Annotated in this window: 13 protein-coding genes and 1 pseudogene; 8 read left to right on the top strand and 6 right to left on the bottom strand. The window is 45.6% G+C overall.

Features of this window, described 5'->3' with window-relative positions; genetic code table 11:
• Window positions 1–138 precede the first annotated feature (138 nt).
• Window positions 139–4,971, top strand: a complete 4,833-nt coding sequence (locus QZ918_RS19930) for a DUF4347 domain-containing protein (RefSeq protein WP_293337888.1) — start codon at window positions 139–141, stop codon at window positions 4,969–4,971.
• On the opposite strand, the gene QZ918_RS19925 is transcribed toward QZ918_RS19930, so the two are convergent.
• Window positions 4,972–5,097 (bottom strand): hypothetical protein, encoded by a 126-nt coding sequence (locus QZ918_RS19925; RefSeq protein ID WP_293337887.1) that lies wholly within the window; start codon window positions 5,095–5,097, stop codon window positions 4,972–4,974.
• 418 nt (window positions 5,098–5,515) lie between these two features.
• Here QZ918_RS19925 and QZ918_RS19920 point away from each other — a divergent pair, with 418 nt between their 5' ends.
• Entirely contained in the window at window positions 5,516–13,213 is a 7,698-nt protein-coding gene (locus QZ918_RS19920) for a DUF4347 domain-containing protein (protein ID WP_293337886.1), read from the top strand.
• A 325-nt stretch (window positions 13,214–13,538) separates the two neighbouring features.
• On the opposite strand, the gene dprA is transcribed toward QZ918_RS19920, so the two are convergent.
• The 3 genes from dprA to QZ918_RS19905 all read right to left on the bottom strand — a co-directional run bounded on the left by dprA (window position 13,539) and on the right by QZ918_RS19905 (window position 16,397).
• Entirely contained in the window at window positions 13,539–14,690 is a 1,152-nt protein-coding gene (gene dprA / locus QZ918_RS19915; protein WP_293337885.1) for a DNA-processing protein DprA, read from the bottom strand.
• A 149-nt stretch (window positions 14,691–14,839) separates the two neighbouring features.
• The gene (locus QZ918_RS19910; RefSeq protein ID WP_293337884.1) at window positions 14,840–15,493 is read right to left on the bottom strand and encodes a YdcF family protein; all 654 of its coding nucleotides are present in this window, start codon (window positions 15,491–15,493) and stop codon (window positions 14,840–14,842) included.
• A 256-nt stretch (window positions 15,494–15,749) separates the two neighbouring features.
• Window positions 15,750–16,397 (bottom strand): DUF2301 domain-containing membrane protein, encoded by a 648-nt coding sequence (locus tag QZ918_RS19905; RefSeq protein ID WP_293337883.1) that lies wholly within the window; start codon window positions 16,395–16,397, stop codon window positions 15,750–15,752.
• An 84-nt stretch (window positions 16,398–16,481) separates the two neighbouring features.
• On the opposite strand from QZ918_RS19905, the gene QZ918_RS19900 reads away from it, so the two are divergent.
• Both QZ918_RS19900 and QZ918_RS19895 read left to right on the top strand, forming a co-directional pair.
• On the top strand, window positions 16,482–17,144 hold the full coding sequence (locus QZ918_RS19900) for a hypothetical protein (protein ID WP_293337882.1): 663 nt from the start codon (window positions 16,482–16,484) through the stop codon (window positions 17,142–17,144).
• Window positions 17,119–17,376 carry a hypothetical protein gene (locus QZ918_RS19895; RefSeq protein ID WP_293337881.1) on the top strand — a complete coding sequence of 86 codons (258 nt, stop codon included), beginning with the start codon at window positions 17,119–17,121 and terminating at the stop codon, window positions 17,374–17,376. The genes QZ918_RS19900 and QZ918_RS19895 overlap by 26 nt, the downstream gene beginning before the upstream one ends.
• Here QZ918_RS19895 and QZ918_RS19890 read toward each other — a convergent pair.
• Entirely contained in the window at window positions 17,373–18,128 is a 756-nt protein-coding gene (locus QZ918_RS19890; protein WP_293337880.1) for a DUF561 domain-containing protein, read from the bottom strand. The genes QZ918_RS19895 and QZ918_RS19890 overlap by 4 nt on opposite strands.
• Window positions 18,129–18,472: 344 nt before the next feature.
• Here QZ918_RS19890 and QZ918_RS19885 point away from each other — a divergent pair.
• A pseudogene (locus QZ918_RS19885) lies at window positions 18,473–18,707 on the top strand (helix-turn-helix domain-containing protein); the annotation flags it as partial.
• Window positions 18,708–18,883: 176 nt separating this feature from the next.
• Here QZ918_RS19885 and QZ918_RS19880 read toward each other — a convergent pair.
• Window positions 18,884–19,207, bottom strand: coding sequence for a WGxxGxxG family protein (locus QZ918_RS19880; RefSeq protein ID WP_293337879.1), 324 nt, complete (start codon window positions 19,205–19,207; stop codon window positions 18,884–18,886).
• A gap of 188 nt (window positions 19,208–19,395) precedes the next feature.
• Here QZ918_RS19880 and QZ918_RS19875 point away from each other — a divergent pair, with 188 nt between their 5' ends.
• From QZ918_RS19875 to QZ918_RS19865, 3 genes are read left to right on the top strand one after another with little or no spacing between them, the layout of a single operon-like run.
• Window positions 19,396–19,578 carry a hypothetical protein gene (locus tag QZ918_RS19875; protein ID WP_293337878.1) on the top strand — a complete coding sequence of 61 codons (183 nt, stop codon included), beginning with the start codon at window positions 19,396–19,398 and terminating at the stop codon, window positions 19,576–19,578.
• A 6-nt stretch (window positions 19,579–19,584) separates the two neighbouring features.
• Window positions 19,585–20,229: a beta-carboxysome protein CcmP gene (gene ccmP / locus QZ918_RS19870; RefSeq protein ID WP_293151824.1), complete on the top strand. Its 645-nt coding sequence runs from the start codon at window positions 19,585–19,587 to the stop codon at window positions 20,227–20,229.
• Window positions 20,230–20,248: 19 nt separating this feature from the next.
• The gene (locus QZ918_RS19865) at window positions 20,249–20,998 is read left to right on the top strand and encodes a pentapeptide repeat-containing protein (RefSeq protein ID WP_293337877.1); all 750 of its coding nucleotides are present in this window, start codon (window positions 20,249–20,251) and stop codon (window positions 20,996–20,998) included.
• Window positions 20,999–21,313: the final 315 nt, after the last annotated feature.

Below are 21,313 nucleotides of genomic sequence, written 5' to 3'. Positions count from 1 at the left end.
TGTGAAGAGGGCTAAAGCCCAACAACGTACCTCGATTAATTTGACATTTGCGTATGATTCGCAAATCTTTGTGTACAGTAATTTCGGATTCATTTCCTGAATATTCTGTTTGTGATTTTTTTAATTGGGAGGTGTATGATGCCGAATTTAAATATTCCTGCCGTAAAGTCGATCGCCTTTATCGACACTCAAGTACCAAATTATCACAATTTAGTGGCTGGGGTAACACCCGGTACGGAAGTTGTGGTGTTAGATGGGAATGAGGATGCGATCGTACAAATTACTCAAATTTTAGCTTGTCGTACCAATCTTGAGAGCATTCACATCGTTTCTCACGGTGCTCCGGGTAGCTTGCAACTGGGTAATGGTAGTTTGAATGTAGATAATTTGTCAGCTTATTCCCAGCAATTGCAGCAGTGGCGAAGTGCTTTAACTGTTGATTCGGATATTCTAATTTATGGTTGTAATGTTGCATCAATACCTCGTGCTTACCCAAAAGTCAGACAGGGAATTAATTCCCTGTCTCATAGCGGAAGTCGGTTGAAACCGACTGTAAATAAGATGGATATTCAGTCCTCTTTAGAGGACTTTTGCTATGAGACGGGGAATGAATTCCCCGGCGGTATCGGGGAACAAGCGAGAGATTTAGATGTAGATGTAGATTTAGAAATAGATGGCTTCACCTTTATCCAACGAATTGCCCAACTCACAAATGCCAATGTTGCTGCTTCCCAAAACCTCACGGGAAGCGCGGCAAAAGGTGGCGACTGGAAACTCGAAGCAAGAATCGGATTGATTAAAACATCCTTGGTATTTGAATCGGAAGTATTGGAAAATTACGAACACGTTTTGAATAGTTTTGGCGCGTCAACTAACTTTCCCATAACCTACAGTCTCCGCAAAGTTGCCACTGGAGATTTTAACAAAGATGGCAACCTTGACCTAGTTTTTGCTACCACTGGAACTAATCGCAATGTTTCGATCGCATTGGGAGATGGTACTGGCAAATTTGGCGCTGCCACTAATCTTAACACCAACCCGCCGAGCGATCTCGCTACTTGGTCTGTTGCTGTAGGTGACTTTAATAAAGATGGTAATTCCGATCTGGTTACAGCCAATAATTTTACTAACAATGTTTCTCTACTTTTAGGGAATGGTAATGGAACTTTTGGTAATGCTACCTACTTTGGTGTGGGGGCAAATCCTTATACTGTAGCTGCTGGAGACTTTAATTCTGATGGCAATCCTGACTTAGTTACAGCCAATCGAAGCTCTAACAATATTTCTATCTTACTGGGAAATGGTAATGGCAGTTTTAGCGCAGCTACTAATTTGAGCGTGGGATTAAATCCATATTTTGTGCTTGTTGGTGACTTTAACAAGGATAACAAGTCAGATTTTGCCACAGCTAACCTTAGTTCTAATAACATATCCATCCTGTTGCAAAATGCTAATGGGTCTTTCGGTGCTGCCACTAACTTTACCGTTGCCAATAACCCAAATTACATCGTATTGGGCGATTTTAATGGAGACCAAAATCCAGATTTGGCAACTAGCAATCAAGGCTCAAATAATGTATCAATTATATTAGGCAATGGCACTGGAAGCTTTGGTGCAGCGACCAACTATAGTGTCGCAAGAGACCCTCTTGCTATTGCTGCTGGCGATTTTAATGTCGATGGAAAAATCGATATAGCCACAGCAAATAATGGATCGGATGATGTTTCCCTGCTGTTAGGGAATGGTAACGGCACTTTTGGCACTGTTATTAATTTTGGTGTGGGAATAAATCCCCAAGGTATTGTTGCAGGCGATTTTAATAAAGATGGCTTACCCGATTTAGCTACGGCAAACTTTGACTCTTTTAACACCTCGATTTTGCTCAATACAACTCCTAAAGTTAATTTTGGGTCAGTAACTTATAGTGGCACTGAATCAACAACAGACATAACAGTCAATATTCCCGTTACTATTAGCAGTTCTCCCAATACTTCTGTAACTGTAACGATTGTAATCAATCCCAGCAGCACGGCTACCCAAAATTTAGATTACATTTTTGCTCCGACAACTGTTACTTTCCCAGCCAATACTAATAATCTAACGCAGAATGTTGCAGTTACTATCAAACCCGATAACATCGCTGAAAACGCCGAAACCGCAATTCTTAACTTTGGCACAATTACAGGTAGCGTGGCAGGTACGATCGCTCAAACCACCCTAACTATTCCAGCTAACGGTAAAATTTCCTATGCGGTTGCTGCGGGAAATGCCAGCATCCCCGAAGGCAATACTGACACAAAACCTCTAATTTTCACCGCGACTCGCAGCGGCGATATTGGCACCGCAAGTAGCGTCAACTATAGCATTGGAGGAACTGCTACTAACGGAACCGACTACAATAACATCGGCGGCACTTCTGGGGCAACTGCTACTACTGGCACGATCGACTTTGCAGCGGGCGAAACATCCAAAACCATTACTCTCGATGTGTTAGGTGACGCAGTAGTAGAATCCGATGAAACTATTGCGGTGGCGCTGTCGAATCCTGTTGCACCGGGTATAACACCTACGATTACTGCTGCAACGGCTACAACTACGATCGCAAATGATGACAAAGCAGGTATCAACGTCATACCTCTGGATGGGAATACAAGTATTACAGAAGGCGGCGTAGCAGGAAGCTATGCAGTTAGGCTAACATCGCAACCTACTGCACCCGTTACTATTAGTTTAACTGCGGGCGATCGCATTAATCCGGTGGCGGCGATTACTTTCGATCGCAATAATTGGAATGTTCCTCAAAAGATATCTGTTAGTGCGATCGATGACAATATAGTTCAAGGGGTACTCAGTCAGACTATTACTTACGGTATTAGCAGTGCCGACGCCAATTATAACAGCTTGACAATTGCCAATGTTACTATCGGCGATAACGATCGCGCTGGTGTTTCTATTGTCGAGTCAGCCGGAAATACGGAAATCGGCGAAGCTGCTGCCACAGATAGTTACAGTCTGATTCTCACTTCTGAACCTGTTGCTCCGGTTAAGATTAACTTTAATCCCGGCAGTCAAATAAATGCGATCGCACCTGTGACTTTTACAGCGAATAATTGGAATGTTGCTCAAAATATAACTGTAAGCGCGATCGATGACAATCTCTCGGAAGGGGCGCACAGCGGCACTATTGCTCACGCTATTACCAGTACCGATGCTAATTACAATGACTTGACAATTCCCAATGTTACTGCATCGATCGCCGATAACGATCGCCCTGGTGTTTCTATTGTGCAATCAGCCGGCAGTACCCAAATCGGCGAAGGCAGTACCACAGACACTTACAGCCTGGTTCTCACTGCTGCACCTGCTGCACCAGTTACGATTAACTTGGACGCGGGCAGTCAAATTAGTGCGATCGCACCTGTCACTTTTACGCCGAATAATTGGAATGTTGCTCAAAATGTGACTGTAAGCGCGATCGATGATAGCATCCCCGAAGGAACCCACAGCGGTACGATTGCTCACAAATCTGTCAGCAACGATACTAAGTATAATGACCTGAAAATTTCTCCTGTGACTGTCGCGATTGCTGACAACGATACCGCCGGCGTGACTGTTTCACCGACGAGTACCACTGCAACAGAAGGCGGTGCTACTGGCACGTACAGCCTCAAACTTACTGCACAGCCGACGGCACCAGTAACGGTTAGTTTTGCGAATGGCAGTCAAATAAATGCGATCGCCCCGATCACCTTTGACGCTACCGATTGGAATGTGGCAAAACCAGTAACAGTAACGGCTACAGACGATACGGTTGTTGAAGGAAATCACGCAGGGGCGATCGGTCATACAGCCACGAGTCTTGATACTAAGTATAATCAAATAACAATTTCCGGTGTGACAGTGGCGATCGCTGATAACGACACAACACCAACACCAACAATAACTCGGACTAGGACTCCAACTCCAACTCCAACTCCAACACCTGCCCCAGAAGTAACGCCAACGCCAACACCTGCGATCGTAATTCTTCCCCCCGCGCCAACTGATGCACCTCAAACCCCAGACACCGATTGTATTTGCCGTACAATTGCGCCTCCCGATCTCAACCAACCCAATCAAGTTGATGATACTCTGTACGGCAACGGCAGCAACATAAATCAGCTTGGCACTCTGCAAAATGATGCTTTCTACGGCAGTGCAATTCCCAATATTTTCGATGCCAAAGCAGGCGATGACAATCTTTTTGGTGGCAATGACAATGACTCGGTTAACGGCAATTCAGGAAATGATTTTATTGTTGGCAATTCAGGAAATGATTTACTATTTGGAGGCAAAAACAACGATATTATCTTAGGAGGTGAAGGACAAGAGAGTGTCTTTGGCAATCGCGGCAGTGATTCTATTAATGGACGAGAAGACGATGATTTTATAAACGGGAATCAGAGCGATGACTGGATTGATGGCGGCAAAGGAAATGATTGTTTGTTTGGAGGCAAAGATAACGATTTAATCGTCGGCAGTCAAGGCAATGATACCCTTTTAGGACATTTCGGAGACGATACCTTGTGCGGCGGCCAAGGTGAGGATTACTTGAGGGGCGATCGCAATAATGACTTGATAGACGGAGGGGAAGGAAACGATCGCATTTATGGGGGTGAAGATGATGATACTTTGATTGGCTGTGAAGGTGATGATGTTTTATCGGGCGATCTGGGTAATGATAGTTTGATTGGAGGCCTGGGAATCGATCGCTTTTTACTATCTGTCGATTCCGGCATCGATACTATTACCGATTTTGAAGATGGCAAAGATTTGCTGATTCTCAGTAACGAGTTAAGTTTCTCCGAATTGGCAATTACTCAAAGTAATGGGATAACTCGGATTAGTTTAATTTCAACCGGACAAGTTTTTGCTTCTTTAATTGGAGTGTCTTCCACTGCGATCAATGCTGCGGATTTCACTTTGCTGTAGTTAGTATTTAATGTGCGATCGCTCCTGAGTGCGATCGCCAGATTCGTTCGTAGTGCGGACTTCAGTCCGCAGCCAGAAAGAAAGCGGACTGAAGTCCACACTACGAACTTTTTTTGTGATAGTCATCGACTGGACACGATATTACATCATTTCCGGGCGATCGCCGCTAATCTAGGTTTCCAATTTTTGCGATCGCACATCACCTTACTTACCTAATTTATGTATTAATTACCACACTTAAATCTCAATACAAAAGCACTTACATTTCAAAAATATTTGTGTTATGTGCATCTCGCATTCATCGCAGTAATTGTACTTAAGTATTTTCTCGCTCTTTATCGGTACTTTAATTTACCAGATTTTTTTAAAGAAAACTTTATATAGCTCTGCTAAAAAAACTGTTATGTTAGCTACAACAGATCGGAAATAACCAAATTTTTACGCAGAAATCCCGTGCCTGTGTAAATCAAAATTGATAGACAGTTTCGCACGCAAGTTGCGAAACAGGGGAATTGTTGTCTTTTTTACCCCAAATAGGTGTATTATGTCTAATTTAAATGTTCCAGTTTCAGTAAAGTCGATCGCCTTTATCGATACAAGAGTACAAGATTATCAAAGTTTGGTGGCTGGGGTAACACCGGGTACGGAAGTTGTAGTGTTAGATGGGAATGAGGATGCGATCGCACAAATTACTCAAATCTTAGCTCTTCGTACCAATATTGACAGCATTCACATCGTTTCTCACGGTGCTCCGGGTAGCCTGCAAGTGGGTAATGGTAGTTTGAGTTTAGACGATCTAGAGTGCGATCGGCATGATCTACAGCAGTGGTTTTCGCCACCCAGCAAAAATCGATCGAATATCCTCCTCTACGGGTGTGAAATAGCAGCAGGCGAGACAGGTAAAGCATTTGTCAAACGCTTGAGTGAGTTAACCGGGGCTAGTGTTGCAGCTTCCCAAAACCTCACCGGAAGTGTAGCAAAGGGCGGGGACTGGGAACTAGAAATCAGAACCGGGAAAATAGAAACAGCGCTAGTATTTGCACCCGAAGTATTGGCTAATTACGAGTACGTTTTGAATAGTTTCAAGCCAGCTACCAACTTTCCCGTCGGCACAAATCCCGTCTTAGTTGATGTAGGAGATTTTGACGGCAACGGCATCAAAGACTTAGCTGTTGCCAATAGCAACGCTGCCGGAGGTGGCACTTCTGGCACCTCTATTTTATTAGGGAATGCCACAGGAGGCTTCAATCCGGCTACTAACTTGGCCCAGGGAGGAAATGCCCTCGCGATCGGCAAATTTTTCGGAAGTAACAGAGACGGCTTAGTTGTCGATAACGGCAACGGTTCTCTCACGCTATTTTTGGGTGGCTTAGCTTCAAGCACTAATATATCTTTGAACCCAACAAGTCGGGCTAATTACATTGCTGCTACGGATTTTAACGGCGATGGCTTGACAGACTTAGCTGTAGCGACTACTCGCGCCACGGGTGTCCCCAATACTAATAGCGCTGTCTCAATTCTATTGCAGAATCTTGACGGGACTTTTAGTGCACCAGTCAATTCTTTGGTAGGAATACAACCCACTTCCATCGCCGTGGGCGATTTTGATGGTGACGGGAAACAAGACGATTTAGCTGTGACAAGTCGCACCGCTAACACAGTTTCAATTCTGTTGGCAAACAATAGTGGAGTCTTTACTAATGGCCCAACTATTCCAGTGGTAACAGGGCCGTATTCGATCGTAGTAGGGAAGTTTGACGCGGACAATACAGACGATTTGGCTGTAGCTAATATTACTTCTACAAACGTCTCAATTCTGTTACAAAAAACCCCTGGAACTTTTACTGCTGCTCCCAATTTAGCAGTGAATACAACTTTCCTGGCAGCCGGAGATATCGACGGTGACGGCAAGTCAGATTTGGCAGTGACGAATGGTACAGCTAAAGCCGTTTCAGTTTTGTTGGGAAAAGGTAATGGTGAATTTAGCACTCCCACCAACTTTCCGGTAGGTTCTGCTAATTCTGCTCCCTCTTCCGTTGTAGTGAAGGATATTGATGCAGATGGCAAGCTAGATATTGCTGCAACTAACTTCTCAGACAACACTGTTTCAGTGCTACTCAATACACCCAGCACAGTTTCTTTTGTTGGATCCAAAGTAGGTGGCACTTACAACGTAACTGAAGGCGCTACGGATACTGTAGTTAATATCCCCGTCACTATCAGCAACAGTAGTTCTTTCGGCGATGTAGTTGTACCAATTGTTATCGACCCCAGCAGCACAGCTACTCAAGGTGCAGATTACACTCTGTCAACTACATCGCTGACTTTTCCTGCTAACACTACTACTCTCACCCAGAATATTGCAGTCACGATTAAAGCTGACAATATCGTTGATAGTAACGAACAAATAGTTCTCAACTTTGGCAAAGTTACAGGTGGTGTTGCCGGTACGACGAGTCAAGGAAAAGTATCAATATTGGACAGGAATAGTTCTTATTCCATCACAGCCAACAATCCTACCGTTATCGAAGGCAATTCAGGGAAAACTCCCGCCACATTTACCATTACTCGCAACGGCAGCACGGAACTCTGGAGTACCGTAGATTATACGATCGCCGGTACTGCGACAAACGGCACTGATTACAACAATATCGGCGGGACTTCCGGCGCGACGCTTGCTACTGGCAAAATCAGTTTTGCTGCGGGCGAAACATCAAAAACTATTACTTTGGATGTGTTGGGAGATGCCAATATAGAACCGGATGAAACAGTTGCCATTACATTATCAAATCCCGTTTCACCGGGTGGCGCGCCGACTATTGCTACTGCAACTGCTACAACTTCGATCGCCGATGATGACAAGGCTGGCTTTACGGTAACTCCCAAATCGCTATCAACAACCGAAGCAGGAGGCAAGGCAGAATTTACAGTCAAACTCAACGCTAAACCTACCGCTAATGTTTCGATCGCCCTAAGCAGCGACAATACAGCAGAGGGAACCGTTGCGCCTAACAGCATAACTTTCACTCCCGATAATTGGAGCAAAGTCGAGACTGTGACGGTGACAGGCGTTGACGATTTTGTAGCTGATGGTAACAAAGATTACAAGATTATTACAGCCCGTGCCGTTAGCGACGATCTTAATTTCAATGACCTCAATCCCGATGATGTTGCGGTTACAAACAGCGACGATGAAACTCCGGGAATTACGGTCAATCCGACGGCGGGATTAACTACGGGCGAAGATGGCAGCAAGGCTAACTTTGCTGTGGTTTTGAATACTAAGCCAACTGCTAATGTGACTATTGGTTTGAATAGTTCCAATATTGCGGAAGGAACTGTTTCGACTAATAGTTTAACTTTCACTCCGGCTAACTGGGATACACCGCAACCGGTAACAGTAACTGGGGTTGAGGATAAGATTGCTGACGGCGATATTGAGTACAAAATAATCACCGCGAATACTGTTAGTACAGATACCAATTACAGCAACAAAGATGTAGCGGATGTTGGTATTAGCAATAAGGACAATGATACGGCTGGTGTTTCTATTACTACCACGGAAATAACTGCTACCGAAGGCGGTGCAAATGGTACGTACAATGTGGTGCTGAAATCGCAGCCAACAGCCACCGTTACGATCGCTCTCACAACAGGTAGTCAGATTCAGCCGATCGCGCCTATCACTTTCACTCCCAACACTTGGAATATCGCTCAACCCGTTACTGCGATCGCTGTTGATGATGCGATCGTCGAAGGCGCGCACAGCGGGAATATTACTCACAGTGTTACCAGTGCCGATGTTAAGTATAACGGGATTGCGGTTGCGGGGGTTGTAGGGGCGATTACCGATAACGACACTGCACCAAAGCCGCCAGTAGTCGTCGAGCCAAAGCCACCAGTAGTCGTCGAGCCAGTAGTAGTCGTCGAGCCAAAGCCGCCAGTAGTCGTCGAGCCAGTAGTAGTCGTCGAGCCAAAGCCACCAGTAGTCGTCGATCCAGTAGTAGTCGTCGAGCCAAAGCCACCAGTAGTCGTCGATCCAGTAGTAGTCGTCGAGCCAAAGCCACCAGTAGTCAATCCGCCAGTAGTCAATCCGCCAGTTACTACAGGAACAGGCCGCACAGAGATATTCAGGAGGGTGGGAATACCGAGTTCTAACGATCAGCCGCTAGGTAATGGAAATGTCGATCGAGCGGCGAATACCCCCAAGTTCACCAACGAAGTCGATCGGATGATACCTGGTTATGTCGGCGCTAATGCGTGGGGAGACTACGACAATGACGACGATTTGGATCTGTTGGTCATGGAACGAGATAGTTCCAAAGACCCCTCAAATGCTTCTGGGCTAAAAGCATATATCCCCAAAGTGTATCGCAACAACAACAACGGTAATAACAACAACAACGGTAATAACAACAACAACGGTAATGACTTTGAGCCAATTAATATAAACCTGCCTACCGTTTACGCAGGTTGGTTGGCGCAAAATCCTCCTAATGTGTACACTTCCAAGCCTTCTGCTACCTGGGGAGACAGGGACAATGATGGCGATCTCGATATCTTGCTCACAGGCGTAATTGATACTCCTCCACCAGACCCTTTCTCCATCCCCGCTGAACCCAACGTCCCCAGTCTGCCCTACACCGCCATCACCAGAGTGTACCGGAACCCAAGGATTGATAATTTCCCGCCTCCTTTCCAACCCGAGCCGATCGACCCCAATAATATCAATAAATTTAGTCTAGACAGAAATGTAAAGCTGCCTGGTATTTTCCAAGGTTCCGCAGCTTGGGAAGACTACAACAACGATGGCAAAAAGGATCTCGTACTCACCGGCGACACGGGCGCAGGCGGCTACATCGCCAAAGTATTCCGCAACGAGGGCAGAGACTTTGAGGAGGAGACTGGAGCTAAATTGCCGGGTGTTAAGGGCAATGCTGCCTGGGGAGACTACGACAATAATGGCAACAAGGATATCTTGCTGACAGGGGACACCGGTTCAGAATACATCGCAAAATTGTATCGCAACACTGGCAATGGCTTTACTGAAGATAAAACTCCACTATTCTTCACACAATCGTTCCGCGATACTGGTTTTGGCTTTAATGTAGAGAACATTCCACAGCAGGAAAATCCAAACCCCAACGAACCTATTACTTACGGTGCATGGGCAGACCCCAACAATGATGGCCGACTAGATATCTTGCTTGCAGGTCGAAGTCAACGTTCCAATGATAATTCTTACGGCCCTACCAAGGTATTGCTGCAGAACTGGGCTAGAGATACTAGCTTTCAGCCACCTCAGACTTTTAATAGCTTTGGTGCTGCTTTCGGTGCTTGGGGAGACTACGACAACAATGGCAAGCCGGATATCCTTGTGACAGAAACGTTGGGTAATCCGGGTGGCGCCAAAGTTTACGAAAACAATGATTCTGGCTTTAAACTTTTAGAGGATGCAGGGCTGCCTAATAATGTTGCCAGCCCGGGTTCTTGGGGAGACTACAACAAGGATGACAGACTAGATATTGCACTCACAACAAATGATTTATCTGGGAGTGGCAGCTTTGTCAAAATCTACCGCAACAATACCTCTAAGCCGAACACCCCACCCTCTGCACCTCAAAATTTATTTTTTGATGGAGTCAATTTAAAGTGGCAGCCAGTAGGAGAAGCGGGGAACCCAATTGACGCTCAAACTCCCGATTGGGGTTTAAGCTACAACCTGCAAGTTTGGAGCACTCGTCCCAATCCCAAAGGTGGCAATGAGCCCCCCATTAAAGAGTACATTGTTGGCCCAATGTCTCTTGATAACGGAACTCGGCAAGTAGTGCAGTTGGGGAATGTAAACCAAGCCAAGAGCAACCCAAACGACAGGGGGAACGAGTACAGTTGGCTGCTAAAGCCAGATTACTTAATCCCTGGACAAACTTATTACTGGAGCGTACAGGCGATCGACGGTGCTTGGGCGGGTTCACCCTTTTCCGAAGTCAAAAGTTTTGTCGCCCCCGATAGCCCTGGAAAAGTCACAATCGTTGCTACAGATCCCAATGCGGCGGAAGTAACTCGTCCTTATGCAGGAGCACCAGGTAATCCCGGAGAATTCACCATTACCCGCACCGGCACTCTAGACAAAGATTTGCCTGTTCTCTTCAGGCTCGACGAGAGTAACAGGGCCCCATTCACAAATTACGAGTTGTCTTACGAGTCTAAACCTTTTCCTGGCTTTGAGACTATCTCTAAACCTTTGTCTGGGCCCTATGGAACCGTGACTATCCCAGCCAATCAACGCAGCGTCAAGATCATCCTTAGCCCCGTTGACGACAGCCGGGTAGAAGGCGAGGACAAAGTGGTCATTACCTTAGAGCCCAACAACAATAATGTAGGCGAACCCTCTAGTGCTACTGTGACGATCGCAGACAACGAGCGCAATAAACCGCCAGAAGAGAAGATTAAACTTAGCTCGAATATTAACGATGCTGACGCAGACATTAAAGATGTCTACATTGACCCGGACGGTCAAAAGCTCACTTACAAACTGACTCCGGTTAATTCCGATGGCACTCCTTTACCTACTGGCGAAGCATTGCCGAGTTGGCTAGATTTCTCTTTCAATTCTGACAATAACACCATCAAATTCCGTCAGAAACCGAACGAAAACCCACCAGATGAAAATTTCTACTATTTTCGCTTAACGGCGACAGATCCCTTAGATGAAAGTGCGTCACAAGTCTTTTCCATCTATACCTCTACCTATGGCTGGGTAATCGACGGCTACATTTCCGGTGCAACTCTATTCTTAGATGCCAACAAAAACGGCATCAAAGACACCAACGAACCATCCACAATTACCGATACAGGTGGTAAATTCGATCTCAACATCCCCTTCGAGACATTCGACACCAACAAAAACGGAGAAATCGACCCCTCAGAAGGCCATTTAGTTGCGATCGGAGGCACTGACACCGCCACCGGATTACCCCTAGAAACACCTGTCACCGCACCGCCAGATTCCACAGTTGTCACCCTCCTAACCAGCTTAGTTGCCGACTTAATTGACAAAGGAATTGCACCAGAAGAAGCGCAATCTTTAATCAAAGCCGCCCTCGGACTCCCCGCCGAAGTTGACGTAACTAGCTTAGATCCAATCCTAGCTACCAACAACAACCAGCCTGGGGGAGTTCAAGTTTTAGCAGCAATGGTAAAAGTCCAAAACGTCATCACTCAAACAGTCGCTTTGATTGACGGTGCATCCAGTGCAGCTACTAAGGATCTTGTCAAAGCTGTTGTCAGTTCAATGGGCGATAAAATTCAAGGCGGTGCTATCTTAAACCTCAGCAATCCAGCCTCCTTAGAACCAATCATTCAGCAATCCGCTACTAAAATCCAGCAGATTGACCCGAGTTTCAACATTCAAAAAGTCACCTCTATTACCTCGCAATCCGCGACTGTAATGGCAACCGCAAATCAGCGCATCGATGTCGCCGTTGCCAATCCAACAGCAACATCAATTCCCCAAGCGGTTGCCCGCGTCCAACAAGTAGCTTTAGGCCCGACGAGTCAGGATTTCAAAGCGATTGGTACGGGAAGCAAGACAATTTCCCAAGTAGTTGCTGACAATACCGGTGCTGCTTTAGATAGCCGATTGCAAGCAGTTGTTTTGCCTGCTGGAATTGCCACTCCTGTCGTCACCGGCGATGCAGATTTGGGCAGCAATTCGGGGAATCGCATCAACGGTACGAATGGCGATGACATCCTCACCGGCACCAGCAGCAATGATGTGTTGATGGGGATGAGGGGCAACGATTCTCTCGACGGCGCTGCTGGAAATGACACTATTTTCGGTGGCAAAGGCTTCGATACTTTGCTCGGTTCGGGCGGTGATGATGCCTTATTTGCTGGCCGTGGTGCTGATAATTTGAACGGCGACGATGGTAATGATAGTCTTTACGGAGGCAAGGGCGATGATTTGTTGAATGGCGGTTTAGGAAATGATACTTTGATTGGAGGAATGGGAGTCGATAAATTCCTACTTTCCACTAATTCTGGGACTGATACTATTACCGATTTTGAATTTGGTAAAGACTTCTTAGTATTGGGTAACGGGCTAACTGATTCGCAATTGGCTATCAGTCAAGATAGCGGTGTAACATTAATTCGGTTTGCCCAAACTGGAGAGATTTTGGCTTCTGTCAGCGGAGTTTCTCCTGGGATTATTAGTGTAGGGAGTTTCGGATTGATTTGAGAGCGATTTGCGATCGATCGCCCCTAACTCCCCTTAGTTTGTCGTCAGACAAATTAGGTACGTAGTTGCGCTTCAGCGCTCCGGAAAGGTACGTAGTTGCGCTTTAGCGCTCTTTGCTAATATCAGGAAAGAGGGCTAAAGCCCAACAACATACCTCTTCATTAGTTGCGCTTCAGCGCTCTTTGCTAATATCGGGAAAGAGGGCCCAAGCCCAACAACATACCTCTTCAGTAGTTGCGATTTGGCGCTCTTTGCTAATATCAGGAAAGAGGGCCCAAGCCCAACAAAATACCTCTTCAACCGCCGAGTTTTCTAACATCTAAAATCAACAACGCTGATATCGCATACCGGGCAATTGCGAAACTAATCCCAACAATTCCAACTGCAAAAGAATACCAGAAACCGTCCCCGCTTCCAATCCCGCAGCCTCCACAATTGTATCAAGAGAACTTGGCCCGGAACCCAAAGCTTTTAACACTACAGCCAACTCTGCATCCAATAGCGGCTCTTGCTTTTCAGGGGCTGGATTTGTCGGAAACAAAGACAACTGCTGCGCGCTATCCAATTTTGGCATAGCTCCGAGCATTTCCAACAATCTATCTTCGCTTAAAAGTCGATCGCTATTCGGGAGAATCGGATGAGCGCCTTTACTCAGTAATTCCAAACATCCAAACGATCGCTCATCATCCAACCTTCCCGTCAAAACATACACATCCCGACAAAACTCATTAGCTTGATAAGCAGTAATTAACGCGCCCGACTTCTGGGGAGCTTCAATCACAATTGTAGCGCGACTCAAGCCAGCAATTATCCGATTTCGGCGCGGAAAATTTGTTTTATTCGGTTGAGTCCCCGCCGGATATTCGCTGATTGCCAGTCCCTGCTGTAACAGTCGATCGCACAACCGCTCATTTGGCTTAGGATAAACGATATCAACCCCAGTACCAAAAACAGCCAAAGTCCGGCCTCCCGCCTCCAAACAGCTTGTATGAGCCTCCGTATCAATACCTGCGGCAAATCCCGAAACAACAGTAAAACCATTTTTAGCCAAAGCCACACTAATTTTACGAGTCCAGCGGCGGCCGTATTCCGAAGGGCTGCGAGTGCCAACAATTGCCACCGTGGGCGTAATTCCTTGATTCTCTTTGCGATCGACTAAACCGCGATAATACAGCACCGGCGGCGCGCTGGGAATTTCTAATAACAAGCTGGGATAATCTTTATCTGCGGGTGTCCAGAAACAGGGATTGTGAATAAGATGTTTCTCAATAAATTCTTCAGGATTGAGTTTAGATCGTTCTTGGACAGCGGTATCAATTACCTGCTTGCCAAACCCTTCTACTCGCATTAAATCTACTGGTTTGGCCATCCAAGCTTCTGCCAAAGTCTTAAAATGTTGGTGCAATCTTTGCAACAAAATCGGCCCGATACCATTAATCTGTGACCATGCTAACCAGTAAGCGCGTTCTTCTAGCAACGACTTGCCCTCAATTTATCTGAGAATAATTTTATCATTTTTGGTATAAACAGCACTATCCATTGCTGTCAACTAAAAAAAAGGTACGTTGTTGGGCTTTAGCCCTCTTTATACTTATAGACAAAGAGGGCTGAAGCCCAACAACGTACCTAAGCTTTCCAACCGACAAAACTGGCATAAATATAAGCAATGATTTCCCCAGTCACAGTCCGGAAACCTGCGCTCGATTTCCACCATTCTTGTGAGTTATAATCTTGCGATTCCGCAGCTATAATCCCGACTTTAATCTCAGGATTCAACACTTCTTTAAAAATCATCCAACTACGGCGGGCATGAGTGCCAATAGAATAAAGATTGATTGAGTCAACTTTTAGGGCAGAAGTAGCTAGCCAATCTCGAAGTGCGATCGCAGAAGCAGCAGTGCGGTATTTCACAACACTCGGTGCGGGTACAGCTACCACTTTGTTCTTATCAAATCCTAGCGCAATACAAGTCGCGGCGGTCAGTTCAGCATAATTTTTATATTGGGCGAGATAGTGGCCCTTACTTACCGGAAGCCCGGTTGTCACCAATTTCCGGTATCCGCCTTTGTTGAATTCTGCGATCGCACTTTCGACTGCATAATCCGGCAACCAGCCTTCCACAACCAGTATATCTGCTTTAATCGGCGCATTTACCGCCAAAAATGGATGAATATTTGTGAGAATTAAGACCATTGTAATGATTAAACCTGCGATCGCAATTACCCAACCTTCCCAGGTAATTGCCCACATTTCTCGGCGGCGGATCAGACGAATTTTCATTTTATAGCAGAAGGAAGAAGGAAGTTCGGCAACGGATTCTGTAGCGGATGTAACGGATGTAACGGATGTAACGGATGTCAGTTATCAGGAAGAAGAAAAAAGAAGCAACAATACCAATGGTTTTAGGAAGAGGGAAATAGTGAGACTGTGAGAAATTTATAAAATTGCCCTATGCCCGGTTTTGCCGGTTTTGCTCTTGGCCGGTTTTGCCTATTCCCTATGCCCTATGCCCTATTCCCTATTCCCCATTCCCAAATTATTTATGTTTGAGATACTCAAAAACGCTCTTATCGCCGATATCCTGGGGGATAGGTTGAAAAAACTTGCGGACAGCAAAAATGATGAACAATATCGCCCAAAGTCCCAGCAGCAACTGTTCATTTTCCGGTGTCAGGAAGCCAAAAATATGTCCTAAAAGTAATAGCGGAACTCCCGGAGTCAAAAACTTAGTTTCTAGGCGGTTAAAGCAGAAAGCTTCTTTAAAAAAGATGCCATTCAAGGCAGCAAAAGTAAAGCCAATTCCCCACAAAGTCGCTGGATGTTCGTACACCGCCAAAGCCAAAGGTTCGCTACTTTGTAAAGCGACAAACAGTGCTGCCGCGCCGCCGATCGCCCAAAACACCTGTAACGTGCGATGCAGCGCTATCATGTAAATGTGAATAGTTGCCAAACTAACGCCTAAAGCTATCCAGAAACACGCAAAAACAGGCGTTACAGCTTGAATTGCCATTGCGTTGTCGCCCTGTTGCAACACCAGAGTAGCACCCACCGCCAAACACAGCGCCGCCACCCCCAATCCCGCGCGGTAAATCAGCACTCCCGCGCGATCGCTTTCGGTAATCGTAAACTCGCCGAATTGCCCTTGATAGACTGCCGATTCATCAGGCGATTTTAATAATTGCATCACAGCTTCCTCCTATTTATCAGACACGAATGTACTTCTACCAAGATATACTTTATTGATAAACCGATACAGCGAGACCGAGCGATGCCCAAATTTAACAAACCTAAAGTTAACCAGCCTAAAGTTAACAAGTCTCAAGTTGACGATCGCCCAAATCAAAGCAAATCCCTTCCTTCAGAATCCGAACTTCCTTTAGTTCAGCTTGATGAAACCATTGTAGCAGGTAGAAGACCGAAACCGCTCAACGACTTGCAGCGCTTGCTTGCCGAATTACCAGAATTAGGAGGCACCTTCAAGCCAGAAATCTTCGCCGATCTCGATGAAAACAACCCATTTAATGGCAGTCAATTTGAAAGTAAGATTAGAAGAATCCTGGGAAACAAAAAAATCAATGCCGATGTTAAAAATACAATCAAATATTTAGACTACCTCAAGCAAAATTTTCAAGTTCCGTGCCATGTTACTGGCATAGAAGAGTTTGAATGGGAAGAAGAGTATATTATGGGTTTTGGCACTAAAAAAGAATATGCAAGGCTCAAAAAAACTCAACCTTCTTATACTGATAAATTCACAATTCATCGGTTGGAAGATTTTTCTATTCAGGAAGACGGCATATTTGTGGAAGTTCAGCGCGTTGGCGATCGCAAAAAGTTTATGTTGCGTTTAGCAGAGTTAGAATCAGTTGATGATATCCCCCCAAACAATCATTTATTACATGATTATGCCGTGTGGTGGATTAATTATTAAGGAAGAGGGAGATTGGGAGATTGGGAGAGGGGGAGATTGGGAGATTGGGAGATTGGGAGAGGGGGAGAGGGGGAAAAATCTTTCTTCTTCCTTCTTCCCTCTTCCCTCTAAAAACTGTCAACTGTCAACTGTCAACTGTCAACTCTTCCTTCTTCCTTCTTCCCTCTTCCCTCTTCCCTCTGAAAACTGTCAACTGTCAACTGTCAACTGTCAACTCTTCCTTCTTAATTAGATTGAAGCAGCAAAGTGCGATCGCTCGACTTTTGCCAAAGCTTCAACTAAACTGCGAACAGCAGCAATCATCGCCACTTCGCTGTTAAGTTGGCTTACAGCAGAACCGACGCCAACACCCGCAGCGCCGGCGCCAATAGCCAGCGGTGCAGTGACGCTGGAGATGCCCGAAGCGCAGAGTACGGGGACTTGTACGGCGCGGGAAATTTCAAAGGCTGCGGCCAAAGTAGGCGCTGCTTTTTCAATCAATCCCAAAGTTCCGGCGTGAATTGGCTGGGCGCTGGTGCCGCCTTCGGTTTGGATGATGCTAGCGCCTGCTTTGACCAATTCTGTTGCTAACTGTACTTGTTTGTCCAGTGTCAGAATGTGGGGAACTGTTACAGAAAGAGTGATGTTCGGAAATAGCGATCGCGTTTGGCGAGTCAACTCCAAAACTTCAGAAGCTTCAAAACGGCGCCCTACAGCGTAGAAAGCATCAAAGTTGCCAATTTCAATCAAATCAGCGCCTGCTTCTACCGCAGCCACAAACTTTTCTGGTTCCACAGCCGATACACAAATTGGCAAATTTGTCAACTGTTTTGCCATCAATACCAAATCGCGATCGCAAGCAATATCGACAAAGGAAGCACCGCCGAGATCCGCTGCTTTGACTACAGCCGCAACGTTGGCTGCATCAAAATTATTTAAACCGCTGATAATTTTCAGGGCGCGGCCTTGCTCAAATGCGCGCTGCAATTTAGGAGTTACACTCATCGTTAGCCTTCCAACTCAAAAAATTTGTTAGACTCATTTTGACATGGATTAGAACAAATTTTGATTTTTAATTCTTAATAAGCTGTTCCGCATCTAAATTCTATTTTTTGAGCGGGCTTTCTGGCCCACCCCACAAGAGTTTTGTTAAATTTGACTATACAATTTAAATGCACTTGGGCTTAGCGATAAGGTGCAGCCTAAGCTCCTGACATACGTCGGTTATGCGTCCAGGACTATATTTTTTATCAGAAATTTGGGTCTAAAACCCCGTCCTTCGCTCGACGGCTTTACAAAAGTTACGAGAACTTACGCACATTTTACAATTTAGGCGTTACACTGTAAGTGTGACACTAAAAGCCTTCAGCTATCGATTCTACCCAAGGCCGGAACAAGAAAGTTTGTTGCGACGCACTTTCTTGTTGTACTCGTTTAGTCTACAACCGCGCTTTAGCTGCAAGGACCAAAGCTTGGTACGCAGAACAAAAACGGGTAGGATACGCTGAAACTTCTTCAATGTTAACTGAATGGAAAAAAACTGAGGAATTAGATTTTCTCAACGCTGTTTCTTCAGTGCCATTGGACTTTAGTCATCTCTTGTTCGAGGACTAAAGTCCTCACTACGAACCAATTGATTGCCGAGCGTATCTAATAAAAAAACCTCACAGATGGAGGTTTTTTGATGATTGTTGGTGCTATTCGGACAGGTTAAAACATCCTGTCCCTGCATGATACCCACAGCCCGTTATACTCTAGCATTAGCGGTAATCTGTACGAATTGCCGGGTCGCGATCGCCCGTTGTAGTGGTATAGCGGACATTTTCTTCGCGTTTGCGGGGCATTAAACCCAACAAGCCAGATAAGCCGAGCAAGCCCAACCATCCCCAATCAAAATCGCGATCGTTCTGGGCACTGTAGACACCGGAGCGAGGAGTAGTGGTAGTAGTAGTAGTTGTGTCTCTGCTGTTAGTACCCGGAGCTGTATTTGTCTGAGCCGAAGTCGGCAGATGAGCTGGTAAAATGGCTAAACCAGCAGCGATAATACCTGCACCGATTGCTTTGGATAAATCAGAACGTTTCATAATTCAAATGCTCTCTGTTGGCAAAAATCTTTAACTATCATCACTATATCGATCGCCTTTCAAAGTTAAATCCACCTGTAGCAGTAAAGATTGATAAACTCCAGCTATTACTACAGATTGATATCAAATTTTTAGTGGTCATACGAAATTAAACATAGCTCGCAAAGCCCAAAACGTCACTTCGCGGGGTGAATCTCATATCGTTTCCGGCCGCATCGGTATTGTTCAAACAGTCAACCGTCAACCGTCAACCGTCAACCGTCAACCGTCAACCGTCAACCGTCAAAAATCATACAGACAATGTACTGTTGACAAAAAAAGGTAAACTCAGATATTGCACAGACAACAAAAGCTCGATCGACGGAGATTAAAACAAATTGGGAATAGAGCTACGCAGCTACGTATTTCTAGACAACTTGCAGCCACAGCACGCAGCATACATCGGCACAGTCGCCGCCGGATTCTTGCCACTGCCGGGGGATGCGTCGCTGTGGATAGAAATCTCCCCTGGCATCGAAATTAACCGAATTACCGATGTCGCCCTCAAATCAGCCTCGGTGCGCCCTGGAGTGCAGATAGTCGAGCGCCTGTACGGCTTGCTGGAAGTACACTCGGGCCAGCAGGGCGAAACCAGGGCCGCAGGCAAAGCCATTCTAGAATTCATTGGAGTCCGTAGAGAAGAATGTATCAAACCGCGAGTAATTTCCAGTCAAATTATTCGCAACATTGACCCCCACCAAACACAATTAATCAACCGCAGCAGGCGCGGACAGTTGTTGCTGGCGGGACAAACGCTTTACGTCTTAGAAGTAGAACCAGCAGCCTATGCAGCCCTGGCCGCCAATGAAGCAGAAAAAGGTGCATCTATTAACATCCTAGAAGTTCAGGCTGTCGGTAGTTTCGGACGCCTTTACCTCGGCGGAGCAGAACGAGATATTATAGCAGGTTCCCAGGCAGCAATTGCGGCGGTGGAAAGCGTATCTGGTCGCGAAAATCCAGCAATTTTTGGTCGCAAGGAATAGGGTTATAGGAGATGCAATTATGGCAAATACACAGCATTTAGCGCTGTTAAAAAAAGGTGCAGTTACTTGGATTGAATGGAGAAATCTCAACCCAAACCTCGAACCGGATCTGAGCGAAGCTAACCTCGCTGAAGCAAATCTTAGAGGTGCATATCTTGGACGGTCTAACCTTTTTAAAACAGACTTGTTTAAGGCTAGATTAATTACAGCAAACCTCGCCGAATCTAATCTCAGTTTAGCCAATCTTGCTGGAGCACAACTTCTCGATACTAAATTAGTTAAAGCCAATTTAACGGGAGCAAATCTCCGAGAGGCCGACCTCCGGGGGGCAGATTTGAGCGGTGCCAATCTAATTGGGGCGGACATCAGTGCTGCGAATCTCCAACAAACCGATTTAGGAGATGCAAATTTAATCGGGGCGGCAATGTTTCGAGTTAATGCGATCGGCGCGAACCTCAATCATGCTAATCTGAGTCAAGCCAATCTCAATCAAGCAGAATTGATTGAAGCACATTTTTACGCAGCCAATTTATCTAAAGCAAACCTCGGGGAAGCTCACTTCACGGGAGCATATCTTTTTAGGGCAAATCTTAGTTTTGCTGACTTGAGTGCTGCCGATTTTCGTTGGGCAAACCTCGGTAAAGCTGATTTGAGAGGGGCGAATTTGACAGGAGCAAATCTGCGAGGAGCAAATTTGGCGGGAGCTAATCTCGACGGCGCTCATTTGAAAGAAACAATCATGCCTGACGGTAGCATTGTTTCACCATAAGTAAGTTCGTAGTGAGGACTTCAGTCCTTTCTTTGATTTCGAGTAAATCAGGACTAAAGTCCTTACTACAAACCAATTTTCTCATCGGTAATCAAGGTTCGTAGTGAGGACTTCAGTCCTTTCTTTGATTTCGAGTAAATCAGGACTAAAGTCCTTACTACAAACCAATTTTCTCATCGGTAATCAAGGTTCGTAGTGAGGACTTCAGTCCTTTCTTTGATTTCGAGTAAATCAGGACTAAAGTCCTTACTACAAACCAATTTTCTCATCGGTAATCAAGGTTCGTAGTGAGGACTTCAGTCCTTTCTTTGATTT

It is taken from the genome of Microcoleus sp. CAWBG58 (assembly GCF_020883045.1).
Classification (GTDB): Bacteria; Cyanobacteriota; Cyanobacteriia; order Cyanobacteriales; family Microcoleaceae; genus Microcoleus.
This window is presented reverse-complemented; position numbering and strand designations above follow the sequence as displayed.